General features: G+C 71.6%; 11 protein-coding genes. 4 read left to right on the top strand and 7 right to left on the bottom strand.

What is annotated here, in order from left to right; all coding sequences use genetic code 11:
- Positions 1–6: 6 nt before the first annotated feature.
- From ACFY1L_RS31385 to ACFY1L_RS31370, 4 genes are all read right to left on the bottom strand, one after another.
- Complete coding sequence (locus ACFY1L_RS31385) at positions 7–2,763, bottom strand: phosphoesterase (RefSeq protein ID WP_388831552.1); 2,757 nt, start codon at positions 2,761–2,763, stop codon at positions 7–9.
- A gap of 4 nt (positions 2,764–2,767) precedes the next feature.
- Positions 2,768–4,165, bottom strand: coding sequence for an ABC transporter permease (locus tag ACFY1L_RS31380; protein WP_388831550.1), 1,398 nt, complete (start codon positions 4,163–4,165; stop codon positions 2,768–2,770).
- Positions 4,162–5,103: an ABC transporter ATP-binding protein gene (locus tag ACFY1L_RS31375; RefSeq protein ID WP_388831548.1), complete on the bottom strand. Its 942-nt coding sequence runs from the start codon at positions 5,101–5,103 to the stop codon at positions 4,162–4,164. The genes ACFY1L_RS31380 and ACFY1L_RS31375 overlap by 4 nt, the downstream gene beginning before the upstream one ends.
- Positions 5,104–5,290: 187 nt before the next feature.
- Positions 5,291–8,389, bottom strand: coding sequence for a glycoside hydrolase family 2 TIM barrel-domain containing protein (locus tag ACFY1L_RS31370; protein ID WP_388831546.1), 3,099 nt, complete (start codon positions 8,387–8,389; stop codon positions 5,291–5,293).
- A gap of 256 nt (positions 8,390–8,645) precedes the next feature.
- Between ACFY1L_RS31370 and ACFY1L_RS31365 the strand changes: the two genes are divergently transcribed.
- Complete coding sequence (locus ACFY1L_RS31365; RefSeq protein ID WP_388831544.1) at positions 8,646–11,021, top strand: SpoIIE family protein phosphatase; 2,376 nt, start codon at positions 8,646–8,648, stop codon at positions 11,019–11,021.
- A 4-nt stretch (positions 11,022–11,025) separates the two neighbouring features.
- On the opposite strand, the gene ACFY1L_RS31360 is transcribed toward ACFY1L_RS31365, so the two are convergent.
- The gene (locus ACFY1L_RS31360) at positions 11,026–11,598 is read right to left on the bottom strand and encodes an RNA polymerase sigma factor (protein ID WP_388831542.1); all 573 of its coding nucleotides are present in this window, start codon (positions 11,596–11,598) and stop codon (positions 11,026–11,028) included.
- Positions 11,599–11,617: 19 nt separating this feature from the next.
- On the opposite strand from ACFY1L_RS31360, the gene ACFY1L_RS31355 reads away from it, so the two are divergent.
- From ACFY1L_RS31355 to ACFY1L_RS31345, 3 genes are all read left to right on the top strand, one after another.
- Positions 11,618–12,982: a serine/threonine-protein kinase gene (locus ACFY1L_RS31355; RefSeq protein WP_388831540.1), complete on the top strand. Its 1,365-nt coding sequence runs from the start codon at positions 11,618–11,620 to the stop codon at positions 12,980–12,982.
- Positions 12,983–13,109: 127 nt separating this feature from the next.
- Entirely contained in the window at positions 13,110–13,784 is a 675-nt protein-coding gene (locus ACFY1L_RS31350) for a DUF4232 domain-containing protein (protein WP_388831538.1), read from the top strand.
- Between the two features lie 82 nt (positions 13,785–13,866).
- Positions 13,867–15,120 (top strand): SLC13 family permease, encoded by a 1,254-nt coding sequence (locus ACFY1L_RS31345; protein WP_388831884.1) that lies wholly within the window; start codon positions 13,867–13,869, stop codon positions 15,118–15,120.
- 9 nt (positions 15,121–15,129) lie between these two features.
- Here the strand turns inward: ACFY1L_RS31345 and ACFY1L_RS31340 are convergent, their stop codons facing one another.
- Positions 15,130–16,986: a ricin-type beta-trefoil lectin domain protein gene (locus ACFY1L_RS31340; protein ID WP_388831536.1), complete on the bottom strand. Its 1,857-nt coding sequence runs from the start codon at positions 16,984–16,986 to the stop codon at positions 15,130–15,132.
- A 424-nt stretch (positions 16,987–17,410) separates the two neighbouring features.
- Positions 17,411–18,319 (bottom strand): helix-turn-helix domain-containing protein, encoded by a 909-nt coding sequence (locus ACFY1L_RS31335; protein ID WP_388831534.1) that lies wholly within the window; start codon positions 18,317–18,319, stop codon positions 17,411–17,413.
- Between the last annotated feature and the right edge of the window lie 55 nt (positions 18,320–18,374).

The following is an 18,374-nucleotide window of genomic DNA, read 5'->3' as shown; positions in this document are numbered from 1 at the left end:
GTCAGGTCAGCCGTCGGAGTCCGGCGACGGGATGTAGGCGCCCGGCACGTCCTTGGGCGCGTACACCTTCTTGTCCCCGGGGTACGGCTTGCTGAAGTTGTGCGTCTGGTACCAGGTGTAGCGGTTCATCTGCTCGGGGTTGGCGTAGTCGGGCACCGCGTGCGGGCCGGTCAGCCGCTGGTGCGAGGCCCAGGTCTTCCACTCTGCCGCGAGGTTCTGCTGGGCCTCCGGGACCGCGGTGGACGTCGGCGCGGCCGCGGCCTTCTTGTCCTGCGGCGCCGGGGTGTCCGAGCCGCAGGAGGGCTGCGGGCTCACACCGAGCGTCAGCGAGGTGCGGTTGGGCTGCGCCGTGAACGGCGTCTCGTCCGGCTTCAGGGAGAACGCGCCGTACATGGGGGTGGCCGCGCTGTCGAGCTGGTTCATCGGGTGGACCCCGAGGATCTGCTCGATGGTGCGGACCATCGTGATCTGCGAGTAGTAGTGGTTGTCGACGGTGTCGTGCCTGGCGTACGGGCTGATGATCTGGACCGGGGCGCGGTGGCCGTCGACATGGTCGAGGCCGTTCTGGGAGTCGTCCTCGACGACGAAGATCGCCGAGTCCTTCCAGTACTTGCTGTGCGAGATCTCGTCGACCATCCGGCCGACCGCGAGGTCGTTGTCGGCGACCTCGGCGGCCGCGTTCGCCGGGCCGCCGGTGTGGTCGTTGGAGAACCAGAACATGTTCAGGTTCGCCGGGCCGTTCTTCTCGAAGTCCTGCTGCCAGATCTGTTCCTTGTAGATGTCCGGCACATCGAGGTCGAACATCGGGAAGCCCTGCACCGACACCTTGTTGAGGGACGGGATCGCCGAGCCGGTCTGGATGGGGTACTGGGTCTGCGCGCCGGTCGCGGCCATGTTCTTGCTGTCGCAGTACAGGTTCTGCCAGGTCGCGCCGGCCGGCTTGCTCTCGAAGGACTGGAACTCGCCGAAGTCCTTGACGGACTTGCCGGCCGCCTGCGCTCCGGTCCAGATGAAGCCGGTCTTCTGGTGGCCCAGCACGTCGTTCTCGGTGTCGTAACTGCGCTGGTACTCACCGGCCGAGGACTCGGTGTACTCCGGATTGTCCGACTGCATCAGCCAGTTGTGGCCCTCGGCGGAGTTGGTGCCGACGTCGTAGAAGTTGTCGTAGAGCCCGAACTGCTCGGCCAGCGCGTGCTGGTTGGGCGTCACGTTCTCGCCGAAGGTCGTGACCGACGAGTCGCCGTCGCCCTGCGGCATGTCGCCGAAGACCTGGTCGTAGGTCCGGTTCTCCTTGACGAGCAGGAAGACGTGCTTGATCGTCGAGGGGTCGCCGAGCCGCACCGGGACCGGCAGCGCCTTCGCGTGACTGTTGCCCTTGGCCGTCGTGACCGAGCCGGGCGTCCAGCCGTTCTGCTTGAAGACCTTGGCCGTCTGGGACCTGACGACACTGTCGTCCGGCAGCGTGAACTGCGTCAGGCTCGAGGTCGTGTCGTGGGTGTTGTGGCCGCCGGCGGTGGTGGGGCGGCGGGCGTCGATGCCGCGGGTGTTGGAGACGACGACGTTCTTACCGACGGTGGCGATGCCCGAGGGAAAGTAGTCCGTGGGGAGCAGGCCGATGTAGCGGGCCGGCTGCTGCGGGGAGGTGTAGCGGTAGACGGCGACCGCGTTGGCGCGGCCGAGGGTCACCAGCAGACGGTTGTCGTCGGTGAGCGTCACGGCGTTGGGCTCGTAGCCGACGGAGGCCTCGGGCCACGGCTGGGTGGCGATGGTCTGTACGACCTTGTCCTTGGCCGTGTTGATGACCGAGACGCTGTTGTCGGCGGTGTTGGTGACGAACACCGCGCCCTTCTTGGCGTACACCGCGGTCGGGTGCAGACCTACGTCGATGCTGCCGACGGCGGCGGACGGGTCCGCCGTGTCGATGACGCTGACCGTGCCGCTGGTGGCGGCGCCGGTGTCCGGGTTGGCCGGGACGTCGGTGCCGTAGGAGTTCATGGTGGTGTCGCCGGCCTTGGCCGGGCGCCCGCCCTCGTTGCTGACGTAGAGCTTGTCGCCGACCAGGGCGATGCCGCGAGGGGCGGTGCCAACTGTCCAGCTCTGCTTGACGGTTCCGGTCGCCGCGTCGAGGGCGACCACCCGGTTCTGCCCGTTGACCGCGGAGTACACGGTGGAGCCGTCGGCCGAGAACACCGCAGCACCCACGAGCGCGTGCTTGGTGCCGTCGGCCGGGATCGGGACGGCCACCGGGTTGGAGAGGGTGCCGTCCGCGCCCACGGTGAACTTGGTGTAGCCGTCGGTCTGGCCGAGCCACAACTGGGAGCCGTCGGGCGAGTAGGTCGGGCCCTCCTGGCCGACGGAACCGGTCTTGATCCGCAGGTCGTCGGCAGCGTTGGTGCCGACCTTCTGCTTCACCTGCCCGGTCGCGAGGTCCATGATCACCAGCGACGCGTCGCCGTCGGCGACCGAGGCCGCGAGGTGGCTGCCGTCCGGGCTGACCGTCGACGACATGATCTTGCCGTCGTTGATGACGCTGCGGCTGCCGTACGGCTTGATGTACTGGTCGCTGGAGATGACCTGGCCGTTGGAGGTCTCCTGGGCGACCTGCTGGGTGCCGAACTGCCACGTCGAGGCGACCGCGGTGCCCGTCACACCGAGGGCGACCGCGATGCCCGCCGTGACCAGCAGAGCGCGACGGCCGACGCGTCTGCCGAAGAGGTTGACCTGCTCCTTCTCGTTCACCCGGCGCTGCCGTGTCACCTGCATGGACTTATCCCTTCGAGGTGGTGTCGAGCAGCTCGACGTTGCCGTCGAACTGCCAAAGGGGGTTCGGGGCGTCCCCGGTCGAAGTCCGGACCAGGAAGTAACCGTTGACTTCCTTCGGTCCGTCGCCATCGGCCACGAACCGCCCGTCCGAGCCGACGTCGAGCTGATAGATGGCCTGTCCCGCCACCGCACTGCTCGGGAGATGCCAGGTGACGACGCACCGCCAGTCGTTGCCCGCACCCTGCTGGGCGCCCTGGCCGTCGCTCTTGGTGCACGCCGCCGTGGCCCGCAGCTGTGCCTCGGTCACGGCGGGGCGGTGGAGTTGCTCGGTCTGCAGGCGGTAGAGGTGGGCGAAGGCCGTGGCGAGGGAGTGCTGGACCTTGTCCTGCTTGATGCCGGAGCCCATGGCCGGGGTCGCCACGGCGATCACCGCGACCGTGAGCGCGGTCAGTGCGGCGAGCGGGATCAGGCCGACGGTGACCGCGCGGCGCCCGGAGCCGTCGTAGGCCGGGTTGGTGAAGTCCCGCCGTACGAACAGGAAATAGGCCAGCGCGGTCGCGAGCACCGCCCACACGAGGCTGACCGCGATGCCGATGAGGAGCGGGCCGAGTTGCGTGGGGGTGGTGAACAGGCCGTTCCAGGCGATGAAGGCGTAGCCGGGCAGGGCGAGTCGTACGGCGACGGGCAGCGGCAGCATCTGGGCGACCTGCATGCCGAGCGCGACGAGCGGGGGCAGCAGCAGACCCATCGGGGACCGGCCCAGCGCGACGGAGCCGAGCAGTCCGATCGCGGCGAGGGCCAGGGTCGGGGCGAGGGCGCAGACCCAGGCGAGCAGGACCCGGCCGGCGGCGTCACCGGGCGCCAGGAGGTGGCCGTCGAGGCCGACCAGCGGCTGGTTGCCGACCGACACGAGCCCGCCGGCCGCGCTGGAACAGGCCAGTCCGGCCACCAGCAGCAGGATGACGGTGAGGCTGGCCAGTGACTTCGCCACGAAGATCCGCCTCGGCGACCGGACTGCCACCAGCAGGTGCCGCCAGGTGCCGAGCCGGTCCTCGGCGGCGAACACGTCGCCGGCGACCAGCGAGGTCAGCAGCGGCAGCGCCCAGGTGCCCGCGAAGCCGAGCATCACCAGCGGCCCGGCCCAGCCGGTGGCGTGCATCCAGCGGCCGAAGAGCGTGTCGCTCGGGAGTGTGCTCTGTCGGCTCACCCCGGCGACGAAGAGCGCGGGCGCGATCCAGCAGGCGAGGACCAGCAGGCGGACGCGCCACTGGGAGACGAGCTTGACCAGTTCGAAGCGGTAGCCGCGCGCCAGAGGGGCCCGGCGGGCGATGGCAACGCTGTCGTCGGCGACGAGCGCGGTCAGCGGCTCGGCCTCCTGCTGCCCCGCATTGGTCGCGGTCATCGGCCGGCCTCCTGCTGCTCGGTGAGGGCGAGGAACGCGGCCTCCAGCGGCGACACCACCGGGGCGAGTTCGCGTACCGCGACGCCCGACTTCACGAGTCCGGCCACCAGTTCGTCGAGGGCGGGCACCAGCGCGCGCACGACGAGCACCTCGGCGTCCGGCCGTACCCCGGCGCCGTCGAGGACCCGGATCCCGGCCGTGTCGGCGGCCAGCCGGTGCGCGGCCCGCGGGTCGGAGGTGCGTACCCGGTAGTCGAGTTCGCTGTTCTCGGCGGCCAGTTTGTTCAGCGGGCCGGAGAAGACGACCCGTCCGGTGGCGAGGATGGTGACCTCGGAGCACAGCGCCTCGACGTCGTCCATACGGTGGCTCGAGACCACGACGCTCGTTCCGTCCGCGGCGAGCCGGGTGAGGACACCGTGCACATGTCTTTTGCCGGCCGGGTCGAGGCCGTTGGAGGGTTCGTCGAGCACGAGCAGCCGGGGTCGGACGAGCAGGGCGGCGGCGAGCCCGAGCCGCTGACGCATGCCGAGCGAGAAGCCGCGGGCCCTGTCGTCGGCGATATCGGTGAGCCCGACCTGGTCGAGCACCTCGTCGATGCCCGCCGTGCGTGCGTCGTGGCCGCGGAGTTGGGCCAGCGCGGCCAGGTTCTGGCGGGCGGTGAGGGAGGGGTAGAGCCCGGGTCCGTCCACGAAGCCGGCGACACCGTCGGGAACCGCGAGCGCCCGCTCGACCGGCGTCCCCAGGATCTCGAGCCGGCCGCCGTCGGCGACGGCCAGGCCGAGCAGGAGACCGAGCAGTGTCGTCTTGCCGGCGCCGTTCGGTCCGACCAAGCCATGGATCTGACCTTGCGTCACATCCAGGTCGACGCCGTCGAGGGCGACGACGTCGCCGAAGTACTTGGCGATCCCGCGGGCGCGGACTGCGTGGAGTGCGTCCATGAAGCCCCTTCTTCCCGTAAACCCCAAGGGACCCTAGGGAGGACACACATCCCATACACAGACGGCGGATTGAACACTCATGGAACGGATCGTCAAGCCATGGGCAAGTCGCCGGTACGAGGAGTCGAACCGGACTTGGGGCTCGAACCGGTCGCCCCCCGGCCCGAGCCCCTCAGGTCCGCGTCCGTCAGCCGGCCGGTGCCTCCAGTCGGCTGATCCGCACCGCCCCGACCGCCTGGCCCGGGTGGGCGCTGGTCAGGGTGAGCCGGAGCCGGGAGCCGCGCACGGCGTCGAAGGTGACGACCGTCGGCGTGTCCGAGGCGGTGGCCCAGTCGACCGCGGCTCCGGTGACCGGCACATACCGGTGGCCGTCCCACACCGCCGCCGCGACCGACGCGGGCAGGCTGTGCGTCGCGTCCACGGTGAAGGAGACCTCCACCCGGTCGAGGCTCCGGGCCCGCCCGAAGTCCACGGAGACCCAGTCCGACGGCCGGGCGCCGTTGAAGGCGGGCAGCAGGGCCGTGGCCGACTTGGCGAAGGCGTTGGACCAGCCGGTGGCCGCGTCGCCGTCGAGCATCGCGGCCGGGAGGGTGTCCGGACGTCCGGAGTAACTGGCGTCCGCGTACGGGTAGTTGCGGGCCGCCGGATGGTCGGGCTCGAAGGCCGCCGCCGGAGTGGTCGCCGCCGACCGGGCGTGTGTCGTACGCACAGTCGCCGTGCCCGCCCGCAGGCCCTCCGCCCGTGCGGTCACCTTCAAGGTGCCCGCCTTGGTGCCGGAGCGCACGATGGCGAGGGCCTTGCCGTGGAAGGCGGTGCGCGTACTGGCCTGGTAGCGCTCGGCGCTCTCCTCGCGGCCGTTGTCGAGCCCGGCGAGGGAGCCGCCCTTGACGTCGAAGGTGATCAGGTCCTCGGCGTCGGGGCACACCACCCCGTGGGCGTCGACGACGTCGGCGGTCACGAACACCAGCGAACGCCCGTCCGCGGCGAGCGACTTGCGGTCGGCCGTGAGCCGTACGGCATGCGGCTCACCCGCCGTGCGCAGCACATCGGTGGCGACCACCTTTCCGTCGCTCCTGGCCACCGCCTTCAACTCGCCCGGCTCGTACGGCACTTTCCAGGTCAGGTGGAGCTTGCCCGCGCTGCCGTTCGGGCTGGTGTAACTGCCGGGGTAGGGGCCGGTGGTGAAGGTCTTGTCGTCGCCGGTCGCCTCCGTGGTCTCCAGGTACGTACGGCCGTCCGTGGTCTTCTTCGTGTCGAACGTCCCCGTGCCGAGGGACTTTCCGTTGAGGAAGAGCTCGACGGTGCCGACGTTGGCGTACGCCCACACCTCGACCGTGTCGCCCTCCTCGTGGTTCCAGCTCATGGGCAGCAGATGGACCATGGGCTCGCCGACCCACTGGCTGCGGAAGAGGTGGTACATGTCCTTGGGGAACCCGGCCGTGTCGACCGCGCCGAAGAAGGAGGCCTTCACCGGGAAGACGTTGTACGGGGTGGGCTCCCCGATGTAGTCGATGCCCGACCAGAGGAACTGCCCCGCGAACCACTTGCGGTCCCGGTCCTTCTTGTGGCCGTACTCGCCGCTCATCGTCCAGGAGGCCAGGTTGTTGTCGTACGACGAGGTGGCCCGTCGGCCCGGTGTGTGGTTCTCGCCGGTGTTGAGGTGCTCGGGCTCCTGGTAGGTGGAGCGTGTCGAGGTCTCCGAGGAGGACTCGGACTCGAAGAGGAACAGGTGCGGATAGGCCGCGTGCAGGGCGTCCACCGACCTGGCGGTGTTGTAGTTCAGGCCGAGGCCGTCCAGCTTGGCGAGCATCAGGTCGGACGCCGAGCCCTTGGCGGGCGGGTTGCGGTACTTGTCGGAACCGATGACGAGCGGACGGGTGTCGTCGGCGGCCTTGATCGCGGCGATGATGCGGTCGGCCATGGCGAGACCGGCGGTGGAGGTGGAGTCGGGGATCTCGTTGCCTATGGACCACAGCACCACGGCGGGCGAGTTGCGGGCCGCGAGCACCATCTCGGTGGCGTCCTTCTCGCACCACTCGTCGAAGAAGCGGCCGTAGTCGTACCTCGTCTTGCCGGTCTTCCAGCAGTCGAAGGCCTCCACCATCATCACGATGCCCAGCTCGTCGCAGACCTGGATGATCTGCGGCGAGGGCGGGTTGTGGGAGGTGCGGAAGGCGTTGACGCCCATCGACTTCATGATGGTCAGCTGCCGGCGCACGGCGTCGATGCTGATCGCGGCGCCGAGGGCGCCCTGGTCGTGGTGCAGGTCGACGCCCTTGATCTTGCTGTGGGTGCCGTTGAGGGAGAAGGCCTCGTCCGGGTCGAAGCGGTAGGTGCGGATGCCGAAGGTGGTGCGGTAGGTGTCGACGCTCTTGCCGCCGACCCGCAGTTCGGTCTCCAGCGTGTAGCGGTGCTCCGGGGTCGCGAAGTCCCATAACCTGGGCCTGGGAACGGCGAGTTCATGGGTCTCGGCCGTCTTGTCGGTGACCGCGACCGTGGTGGCCGCGCGGGCCACCGTACGCCCGTCGGGGTCCTTGACCGTCGAGCGGACCTCGACCTGGCTCGCGGCGCCGGACTCGTTCACCACCGAGGTCCGTGCCCGTACGACGGCCCGCTCGCCGGTGATGTCCGGCGTGGTGACGTGCGTGCCCCAGCGCTCCACGTGCACCGGCTCGGTGACGACGAGGCGGGCCTCGCGGTAGATGCCGCTGCCCGAGTACCAGCGGCTGCTGGGCAGTTGGTTCTGCACCTTGACCGCGATCACGTTCTCGGTGGTGCCGTCCGTGTGCAGCAGGTCGGTCAGGTCGAAGGCGAACCCGGTGTAGCCGTAGGGGTGCCGGCCGACCTGGGTGCCGTTGCAGTAGACGTACGAATCCATGTAGACGCCGTCGAACTCCACCGAGATCCGCTTGCCGGCCAATGCCGACGGCAGGGTGAAGGCGAGGCGGTACCAGCCGAGGCCGCCGGGGAAGAATCCGGTGCCGCTGGTGGTGCCGTGCTCGGTGGTGGGGGTCTGCTCGATGCTCCAGTCGTGCGGTACCGCCACCTCGCGCCAGGCCGAGTCGTCGTAGCCCGGGTCGGGGGCGTTCGCGTACGCGCCGGTCGGGTCGGTGATCCCGCCCGGGTTGACCAGCGCGAAACGCCAGCCGTCCCGCAGGGCGACGCCGCGGCGGCCGGACCCGCCCGCGACGGCCTCGGCGGCCCGTGCCACCGGCGTCCCCACAAGTGCTCCGGCCGCGGGCGCGGCGGCGGAGGCGATCAGAACCGATCTTCGAGTCACTGTCATGGCGGCTCCCCCTCATCAGGGCCCAGAAGTACTCACAACTGATCGTTAACAAACAGATTCTGACGCGCTGCCACTTGGGGCAGTCAAGGGCGCGGGAGTGCTCTTCTGCCCCACGGGTCACAACGGCCGGAAATCCACCTTGACCGTGCCCCTGCGCGCCCCCGGGGGTTCGCGTCCGTGCAGGACGCCGACGGTCTAGGCTGGAACTCATGTGACCCGGCGGTTCACTGTGAGTGTTCGCGATGGAGTGGCGACGATGAGCCCGGAGTATCCGTTCGACGATGCCGCGACGGCGCGGGCTGTCATCGACGAATCCGGCACACTTCTCGAGTGGAACGCCGGTGCGGAGCTGCTGCTGGGCTGGCCGGTGCTGGAGGTCGTCGGCCGCCCCGGCCGGAATCTGCTGGTCGACGGCGACGTCCTCGCGCCCGCCGGGCCCCGCTGGGACGGCACCGTCGCGCTGCGTCACCGGGACGGCCACGAAGTGTCCGTCTGGCTGCTCGCCCACCACCGGCCGCCGCGCGACGACGCTCCCGGCCGGTGGCTTCTCGTCACTCCGCTGGACGGCGCCGGGCCGCACTCCCCCGACGATCCGCTGGCCACGGCGGTGCTCACCCAGTCGCCCTGCGCGGTCGCCGTGTACGACGAGCGCCTGCGGCTGAGACGGGTCAACGACGCCATGGCCGAGGTGATCGGGCTGCCCGAGGAGCGCGTGCGGGGGCTGCGCCTGTCCGAGATCGGCGGCAAGCCGCAGAGCGAGGAGCTCGAGGCGCACATGGTGCACGTGCTCACCTCGGGGCGCCCGCTGGACGTCCAGACGTACATGCGCACCGGCGGCGAGGACAACGCGCACGCCTGGCTGGCCCGGATGGCGCCGGTCACGGACGCCGAGGGACGGGTGCGGGGCGTGTGCCTGGCCGCGCACGACTTCACCGACAACTACCTCGCCCGGGAACGGCTGCAGCTGGTCAACGAGGCGAGTGTGCGCATCGGCTCCACGCTCGACGTCACCCGTACCGCTCAGGAGCTCGCGGACGTCCTCGTGCCCGCGATGGCCGACCTGGTCAGCATCGACCTGCTGGACCTCCAGGAGCACGGCGGCGAGCCCCCGCTGCGGCTGACCGCCCCGATCGGCCTGCGCCGCGCCGCGCACCTCTCGGTCAATCCCGGCACGCCCGAGGCCGTCCTCAAGCCCGGGCAGCAGGAGCACTACCCCGCCGGCTCGCCCCAGGCCGACTCCCTGGTGGCGGGCCGCACGATCGTCGCCTCCATCTCCTCGGGCGCGCTCGACCAGTGGCTCAGCTGGCACAAGGCGCGCGCCGAGCGGGTCAAGGCCTACGGCATCCACTCCACGATGTCCGTGCCGATCCAGGCCCGCGGGCTGACCCTCGGTGTCGCGGTCCTCACCCGGTTCAGACGGCCGGACCCCTTCTCGACGGACGACGTCCTGCTGGCCGAGGAGATCACCACCCGGGCGGCCGTGTGCATCGACAACGCCCGCCGGTTCTCCCGCGAGCGCGAGACCGCCCTCGCCCTGCAGCGCAGCCTGCTGCCCCGCTCGCTGCCGCGCACGGCCGCCGTGGACGCCGCCTCGCGCTATCTGCCGGCGGCCCGGGCCGGGGTGGGCGGCGACTGGTTCGACGTGATCCCGCTGTCCGGGATGCGGGTGGCCATGGTCGTCGGGGACGTCGTCGGCCACGGCATCCAGGCCTCCGCCACCATGGGCCGGCTGCGCACCGCCGTGCGCACCCTCGCCGACATCGACCTGGCCCCCGACGAGCTGCTCACCCACCTCGACGACCTGGTCGTACGGCTGTCCGCGGAGGCCGGCAACGACGGCAGCCCCGGCGAGGTCGGCGCCACCTGTCTGTACGCGGTCTACGACCCGGTGTCACGGCGCTGCACGCTGGCCCGGGCCGGGCATCCGCCGCCGGTCGTGGTGCCGCCCGGGGGCGAGCCGGCGCAGGTGGAGCTGCCGGCCGGGCCACCGCTGGGTCTGGGCGGGCTGCCGTTCGAGTCGGCCGAGCTGGAGCTGCGTGAGGGCAGCGTCCTGTCGTTCTACACGGACGGCCTGATCGAGACCCGCGAGCGGGACGTCGACGCCAGTCACCAGATGCTGTGCGACGCGCTGGCGACGTACTCCGACTCGCTGGACGAGACCTGCGACCGGGTGCTGCACACGCTGCTGCCGTCGGGCGGTGCCCTGGACGACGTGGCGCTGCTGCTGGCCCGCACCCGCGGTCTGCCCGCCTCCCAGGTGGCGACCTGGCACATCCCCGCCGACCCGGCGCTGGTCGCGCCGATCCGCAAGCAGGTCGTCGAGCAGCTGGACACCTGGGAGCTGCCGGGAGCCACGTTCACCGCCGAGCTGGTGGTGAGCGAGCTGGTCACCAACGCGATCCGCTACGGCGCCCACCCCATCCGGCTGCGGCTGATCCACGACACGGCCACGCTGATCTGCGAGGTGTCCGACACCAGCCACACCGCGCCGCATCTGCGCCGCGCCAAGACCTGGGACGAGGGCGGCCGCGGTCTGCTGCTGGTCGCCCAGCTCACGCAGCGCTGGGGCAGCCGGCACACGGCGGACGGCAAGACGATCTGGGCGGAGATCGGCCTGCTCGACGAGGAGTGACGGCTCACGGCGTGTTGTCGGCGAGCCAGGGCCTGACCTGTCGGCGTGCCTCGTGCAGCCGCGACTTGAAGGTGCCCAGCGGAATCCCGACCCGCTCGGCGGCCTCGGCGTACTCGAGATGGCAGATGTCCCGGTACACCAACGGCTCGACCAGCTGGGGGTGTTCGCGCTCCAGCCGTTCCAGCGCCTCCAGCAGGTCGATGCGGGACCCGGCGATCACGCTCGTCGTGCGCGGGTCCACGTGCCGGTCGTCGTCGATCGGGACCGGCTGTTCGGCGGCCCGGCGCTTGAGCTCGCGGTACTTCTGGCGGCAGCAGTTGGCGACCACCGAGTAGAGCCAGGTGCTGAAGCGGCTGCGGCCCTCGAAGGTATGGATCTTCCGGGCGAGTTGGAGCAGGACGTCCTGAGCCGCCTCCTCCGCGTCCTCGCGGCAGGGTAGGAACCGCCCGCAGCGCCGGACGACCTCGGGCCGGATCGCCGTCAGCAGCTCCTCCAGCGCCGCGCGGTCGCCCGCCGCGGCCAGGCGGGCGAGCTCCTCGGTGGGTGTGACCAGGTGCTCTTCTCGGGATCGATCCACGGCCAGGCATGATAGTCGTATGCACTCCGTCGAGCGGATCGGGCGCTACCGCCTCGAACGGCGCCTGGGCACGGGCGCGTTCGGCACGGTGTGGCTGGCGCACGACGACGAGCTCGAGGCGCCGGTCGCCGTGAAGGTCCTCGCGGACAACTGGTCGCACCGGCTCGATGTGCGCGAGCGGTTCCTGTCCGAGGCGCGGATGCTGCGCAGGGCCGGTTCGGACCGGGTGGTGCAGGTCCACGACCTCGGTGAGCTGCCGGACGGCAGACCGTACTTCGTGATGGAGTACGCCGACGGCGGCACCCTCGCCGATCTGCTCTCCGGCGGTCCGCTGCCCGTTCCGGAGGCGCTGCGGCTGACGGCGCTGGCCGCCCGCGGCGCGGCCGCGCTGCACGAGGCGGGGATCGTGCACCGGGACATCAAGCCGTCCAACGTGCTGCTGTGCTCCTCTCCTGGCGGCTCCGCGCGGGTGCTGCTCGCCGACCTGGGGCTGGCCAAGAGCCTGGCGCAGGCGTCCGGCCTCACGCAGGCCGCGGGGTCGGCGGGCTATCGACCGCCCGAGCAGGCCGAGCCCGGTGCGGGCATCGACGCGCGGGCCGATGTGTACAGCCTGGGCGCGGTCGGCTACCACCTGGTGACGGGCGCGGTTCCGGGCGAGCCCGGCAAGGTGGTACGGCCGGACCGGCTGCGGCCGGGTCTGGATCCGGCGGTCCGGCGGGCCCTGATGCGGGCGCTGGAACCGGACCGCAGGCGCCGCTGGCCCGGCGCGCAGGCCTTCGCGGAGGAACTGGAACGGCTCGCCGCGCCCGGGTACCGGCCCCGCAAGCGTCGAACTCCCCTCGTGCTGACGGGACTTGTGGCCGCGGTCGCCGCCGTCGGCGTGACCCTGGCGCTGGTGGACCGGCAGTTCCCGGCCGCCGAGGTGCGGGTCGCGGACACCACCGGCCGGGTGTCGGCCGAGGTTCCCGCGGCGTGGGGCCGTCAGCTGCGCGACTCGGGGTGGGATCCGGGCGTACTCGGGCTGCCGTCCGACCACGAGCCGGGGTTCGCGGTCGCGGACCGCCTGACGAAGTGGCAGGACCTGACGGCCGACGTCAACGGCGTGTTCGTGGGCCTGAGCGAGCACGGCGACCTCGCGGCCGCGGTGAACGCTCTCGGCCACCCCGGCTGCCGATACGACGGCGCCCGTGCCTACACCGGCACACGCTGGCACGGCAGGGTGCGCACCTGGAGCGACTGCCCGGGCCGCGGTGGGTCGGTCACGGAGGCCGCGCTGGCCCCGGCGCGCGGCGGCGCTCAGACTCGGGTGTATGTGCAGATCCGGCAGAGCGGCGGGGCCTCGGCGACCGACCGCGTCCTCGCCGCCGTACGCCTCGGCAGCTGACGCAGAACACTCGGGTCGCGCGCGAACTTTTCCGTCCCGGCACGCATCGGACATGTATGACGGGGCACAGAGCGCCGTACGCACACGCCACGACGTGTACGTGGAATCTCCGGGAGTGTTGAGGAACATGGCGAACAAGTCCCCCTCCGGCCGTCGGGCGGCCCTGCTCGCGAGCGCGGTCGCGATGCTCGGTCTGCTGACGGCCTGCGGCGGCGGCGACGGCGCGGCGAGCGCCCCGAGCACCCTGCCCGGTACGGCGGCACCCGCCACCGGCGACCGTCCCACCGACTCGGCGAGCGCATCCGTCTCCCCGTCGAGCAGCGCGCCCGGTGGGACCACGCCCACCGCGTCGAACCCGCAGTCCTCCCCTGCCGGCACCTCGAGCCGCTGTCACACCTCAGAACTGCGCGCGACCGTCGGGCGCAACAACCCGGGAGCCGGGCAGGAGAACTTCCCGATCGTCCTGACCAACACCTCCTCCCGCACCTGCACGGTCCGCGGCTACCCGGGGGCGGCGTTCGTCGACGCGTCGGGCAGGCAGCTGGGCCCGGACCCGAAGCGCGAGTCGGGCAGCGCGCCGACGACGGTGAAGCTGGCGCCGGGCAGGAGCGCCTGGGCGGGGCTGACGTTCTCCAACCCGGAGGTCAGCGGCGCCCACGCCGCCACTCCCGCGTCGCTGCTGGTGACCCCGCCGGACGAACGGGACCACCTCACGGTGAAGTGGACGGGCGGCCAGGTGCCCGTGTCCGGGAACGCGTCCTCGGTGTATCTGATGGTGTTCAGCCCCGGTACCGGCGCCTGAGCGGCGGGGGCCCGGCGGGTTTCTTACCGGGACCTGTTTTGATTGAGCGTTCCCGCCCTGATCCGCCGCGAAGGACCCTCCCCTGAACACCCCGCTCGCCGAGACCCTGTCCGTCGTCCTGCTCGTCGCCGTCCTCGCCTGGGCCGTCCTGCGTCCCAAGGGGCTGCCCGAGGCCGTGCTGGCGGTCCCCGCGGCGGGCGTGGTAATCGCCACCGGGGCCATCTCGCTGGACCATGCGCGGGCCGAGGCCGAGCGGCTCGGGCCGGTGGTCGGCTTTCTCGCGGCGGTACTGGTCCTGGCCCACTTCTGCGACGTCGAGGGGCTCTTCCAGGCCTGCGGGGCGTGGATGGCACGGCGGGCGGCGGGCTCTCCGGTGCGGCTGCTGACCGCGGTGTTCGTGCTGGCCTCGGCGATCACGGCCGTGCTCAGCCTGGATGCCACCGTCGTGCTGCTGACGCCGGTGGTGTTCGCCACCGCGGCCCGGGCCGGGGTGCGGGCCAGACCTCATCTGTACGCGTGCGCCCATCTGTCGAACACGGCCTCGCTGCTGCTGCCGGTCTCCAACCTCACGAACCTGCTGGCGTTCGAGACGAGCGGACTGAGCTTCACCCGGTTCGCGGCGCTGATGGCGCTGCCGTGGCTGGTCGCGATCGGCGCCGAGTACCTGGTCTTCCGGCGGTTCTTCGCCGACGACCTGTCCGCCTCGGCTGCCTCCCCCGAGCCCGGCGAGACGCCTGAGCTGCCCTTGTTCGCGCTGGTCACCGTGGGGTGCACGCTGGCCGGGTTCGTCGTGGCCTCCGCGGTCGGCGTCGAACCGGTCTGGGTGGCCACCGCCGGGGCGCTGGTGCTGGCCGGCCGCGCGCTGGTGCGGCGCAGGGCCACCCCGCTGTCGGTGCTGCGGGCCTCGGCGCCGGCCTTCCTTGCGTTCGTGCTCGCGCTCGGCATCGTGGTCCGGGCGGTGGTCGACAACGGGCTCGCCGACGCGCTCGACCGCGTGCTGCCCGACGGCTCCGGACTACTCGCACTGCTGGGTGTCGCCGCCCTCGCCGCACTGCTGGCGAACCTGATCAACAACCTGCCCGCGGTACTGGTCCTGCTGCCGCTGACCGCCGCGGGCGGGCCGGGTGCCGTGCTGGCGGTGCTGCTCGGGGTGAACATCGGCCCGAACCTGACGTACGCGGGATCCCTCGCCACGCTGCTGTGGCGGCGCATCGTGCACCGCCACGAACATGACGTGGACCTGAAGGAGTTCACCCGCCTCGGCCTGTACGCCACCCCGGCCGCGCTGGTCGCGTCCGTGGCGGCCCTGTGGCTGTCGCTGCAGGTCGTGGGCTGAGCGTGCCGGTCAGTGGCGGTAGCCGCCGTAGCCGGAACCGCCGCCGTAGCCACCGCCGGAGCCGTATCCGCCCCATCCGCAGTAGTACGGGTTGTAGTAGCAGTAGCCGTTCGAGGGGAACGAGCTCGTCGGCTTCGCGGTCGACGGGGTCGCGGACGGCGTCGGGGTGGGTGTCGGCGTCTTGGATGCCTTGGCCTTGGGGGTGGGCTTCGGCGTGGGCGACTGGGTGAGGGCGCTGTCCGCGTCCCAGTTGACCACCTGCATCTGGAGGTCCGCCTTCGACGTGTCGAACACCCAGCGCTGGGCGTCGTCGCCGTCGTCCCGGGTCTTGACGACGAGTGCGCCCGATCCGTCGGTGGCGGCGGGGGTGAGGGCCAGGTCCTGGTCCCAGCGCGGCACCAGGGTGCCCTGCAGGGTGAAGTCGTAGCGGATGTTCCTGGCGGCCGACTTGGACGCGCCCGCGCAGGGGGCGAGCTGCACCGAGTAGCCGAGGTGGGAGTCGAGGCAGAGGTCGGGGTCCTCGACGCTGCGCAGCCGGCCGTCGGTCTCGTACGACCACTGCTGGCCGGTCGCGGCGGAGCACTTGGCGAGTTCGGTCTCGGCCCCCTTGACGGCCTTCTTGCCGACGATCGCGATGCAGAGCCCGGAGTCGAGGTTGTGCAGCCGGCCCTGCACATCGCCCTGGGCTGCCTCGCTGGCGCTGACCCAGGACGAGCTGCCCGGGGTGCTCGTGGCGGGGTCGGGCGTCTGCGAGGGCCGGCCGCCGTGCGCCGGGGTGGGGCCGTCGCCGGAGCCGAGCACGGACCACAGGACCAGCGGGAGCGTGATCAGTCCGCTCACCGTCAGCACGGCAGCGGCGAGGTTGCGGCGGCGGGCGGCGGCACGCCGGGCGGCCTTGTGGGCCGAGCGGCGGGAGGCGGTACGGGAGCCCGTGCGCAGGCCCACGGCGGGACCGGATCCCGGGGCGGTGAAGGGCTCGCCCACGAACGACGGGGGCAGGACCTCCTCGGGCAGGGGGCCCGGGAGGCCGACGGCGGGGACCATCCGGGAGTCCACATAGGCCTGTGCGCCCCAGCCGAGCACCGCCTCGGCCAGCGCGACGCCGAGTCCCTGGTTGAACTGGGCCAGCTGGTCGGCGGTGTGGCGGCAGTGCTTGCAGCGGGCGAGGTGGGCTGCGAGGTCGGGGTCGACGTCGGCCCCGCCGCGCCGGTAGGTCACGTCCAGCATGCGCAGATAGCGGCGGCACTCCTGCTCGGGGGCGAGTTCGCGGTGGACCTGGAGGCACTCCTCGCGGAGCCGCTCGCGGGCACGGCCCTCTTCGATGCGCGCGTCCTCCGCGTCCAGGCCCAGCAACCCACCCGGTATCTCCACCGGTTCGGCCTCGACCTCCACGTGCCACAGCAGGCAGCGCGCCGACTGGGGCAGCCGCTGGAACGCCCCGGACAGCAGCCGCCGTTCGGCCGGCGGGAGCAGACGGGCCGCGAGGCGGTCCCCGCCCCCGGCCGCGGTGCGCAGTTCGGGGTGGAGGTGTTCCCGCCTGTGGTCGTTGTCCCACTCGGCGGCGATACGGCGCACGGTGACGAGCAGTTGGGGCCGCCAGGCGGAGGTCGGCCCGTTCTGCCGGAGGGTCTCGCCGAAAAGCCTCGTGAATGCGGCGGTCGTGAGCATTCCCGCGGAGGGGGCGCCGTCGGTGCACAACCGGGCATAGGCGAACGCCGCCTCCCAGTGCCGGTCGAGGAGTTCTCCGACGGGCTGCAGCGCGGGCGTCGTCCCCGTCCACTTCTTGAGCTCGGCGCTCAGCTGCTCGTCCGTCACGTCGAACCGGCGGTCGGGCGTCGGGGAATTCGACAGGCCGGCGTCTTTCACGGCTGCATTCCTCTCGGGGCATGCGACATAAAGTCCATACCAAGGGGTATGGGGATCCGCCGACGACGCGACGGGTCCCACCCGTACGGGATTCGGCAGCTCCAACACCCGCCTGGGGAAGCCCTTTTGGAGCGTAGGGGGAACTGGAGCGCCTCGCGCGCACAGCGCGAATATGTATTCGCTGTGCGCCGACAGGGCACACCTTTGCACAGGTCAGCGAGCATGAACAAGAGATCTCACGGTTTTGTGCATTGGGTGCGCACCCTGCGGATTTGACGATTCGTCAATCCGTGCGACTTGGGGATGACCGTCGTATCGGAAGCGTAATTGGGAATGGGATTCACCTGGCTGCGAGCCGCCCGCCTCCCAACCATTGAAAGGTGCTCCCACCGCACATCCGACCGGTCGAGCGGAGGTGGTTCGTTCACTCCGCAACCATTGGGCCGGCTGTCCGGTAGGCGCCGGGCGGCACCCCGTAGCGGGCGCGGAAGGCCCGGTTGAAGTGGAACGGGCTGGCGAACCCGGAGGCCGCGGCCACCCGGTCCACCGACAGGTCGGTGCCCTCCAGGAGCCGGGCGGCATGCCGCAGTCGGGCCTCGCGCAGCGCCCGCATCGGGGACTGGCCCAGCTGCCGGGTGAAGAGGTGGGCGAACCGGGAGGGCGACAGGGAGACGCTCTCGGCGAGCGAGCGGACGGTGTGCGCAGCGCCCGGGTCGGCGGCGATCAGCGCCTCGGCCCGGCGCACTCGAGGGTCGGCGCCGGGCGGGGGCGACGGGGGCCGTGCGGTGGCGGCCGTGAGCAGGACGACCTCTTCGAGCGAGGAGAGGGCGAGTTCGCGGGCCGCGCTGGAGTGGGCCACGGCGACCCGGTCGTGCTCCGCAGGCGCGCTCGCGGGCGGCGGTTCGGTTCCCGTCCAGCGGGCGTCGGCGAGCATGCGCCGGAAGGCCGATCCGACGCGGTCGTGCAGCGCGGCCGGGGTCGGGGTGACGGCGTACAGTCCGTCGCCACGGTCGTAGGGGCGCAGCCAGGGCGCCCACGCGGGCCGTGCCTGGCAGTGGACCCACCAGAACTGCCAGGCGGGGGCGCCCGGTTCGACTGCGTACTGGTGTGGCACGCCGGGCCCGAGCACCATCAGATCCCCCGCACCGGCGCGCACCTCGGCCGCTCCCTGGCGCACGCGGCCGCGACCGCCGGTCGTCCAGAGGAAGAGCCAGCTCTCGGCTCCGCCCGGCCGGTTGATCGCGTATCCCTGGGCCTGGTCGTAGTAGCCGATCACGACCAGCCCCGGTGGCGGCGCAGCAGTCTCGGGCAATCCGTCAGCGTTCACGGGCATCCTCCTGAGGCGGGCAGCGACCTAGCGTGTTGCACGGATGACACCTCACCGAGGA

Origin of the sequence: Streptomyces sp. NPDC001663 (genome assembly GCF_042893105.1) — a bacterium.
Taxonomy (GTDB): Bacteria; Actinomycetota; Actinomycetes; order Streptomycetales; family Streptomycetaceae; genus Streptomyces.
This window is presented reverse-complemented; position numbering and strand designations above follow the sequence as displayed.

Bases quoted from the DNA above. Each gene is read 5' to 3' on its own strand.
- ACFY1L_RS31350 (WP_388831538.1), top strand. From the start codon at position 13,110: ATGGCGAACAAGTCCCCCTCCGGCCGTCGGGCGGCCCTGCTCGCGAGC.
- ACFY1L_RS31380 (WP_388831550.1), bottom strand. From the start codon at position 4,165: ATGACCGCGACCAATGCGGGGCAGCAGGAGGCCGAGCCGCTGACCGCG.
- ACFY1L_RS31335 (WP_388831534.1), bottom strand. From the start codon at position 18,319: ATGCCCGTGAACGCTGACGGATTGCCCGAGACTGCTGCGCCGCCACCG.
- ACFY1L_RS31370 (WP_388831546.1), bottom strand. From the start codon at position 8,389: ATGACAGTGACTCGAAGATCGGTTCTGATCGCCTCCGCCGCCGCGCCC.
- ACFY1L_RS31355 (WP_388831540.1), top strand. From the start codon at position 11,618: ATGCACTCCGTCGAGCGGATCGGGCGCTACCGCCTCGAACGGCGCCTG.
- ACFY1L_RS31375 (WP_388831548.1), bottom strand. From the start codon at position 5,103: ATGGACGCACTCCACGCAGTCCGCGCCCGCGGGATCGCCAAGTACTTC.
- ACFY1L_RS31385 (WP_388831552.1), bottom strand. From the start codon at position 2,763: ATGCAGGTGACACGGCAGCGCCGGGTGAACGAGAAGGAGCAGGTCAAC.
- ACFY1L_RS31365 (WP_388831544.1), top strand. From the start codon at position 8,646: ATGAGCCCGGAGTATCCGTTCGACGATGCCGCGACGGCGCGGGCTGTC.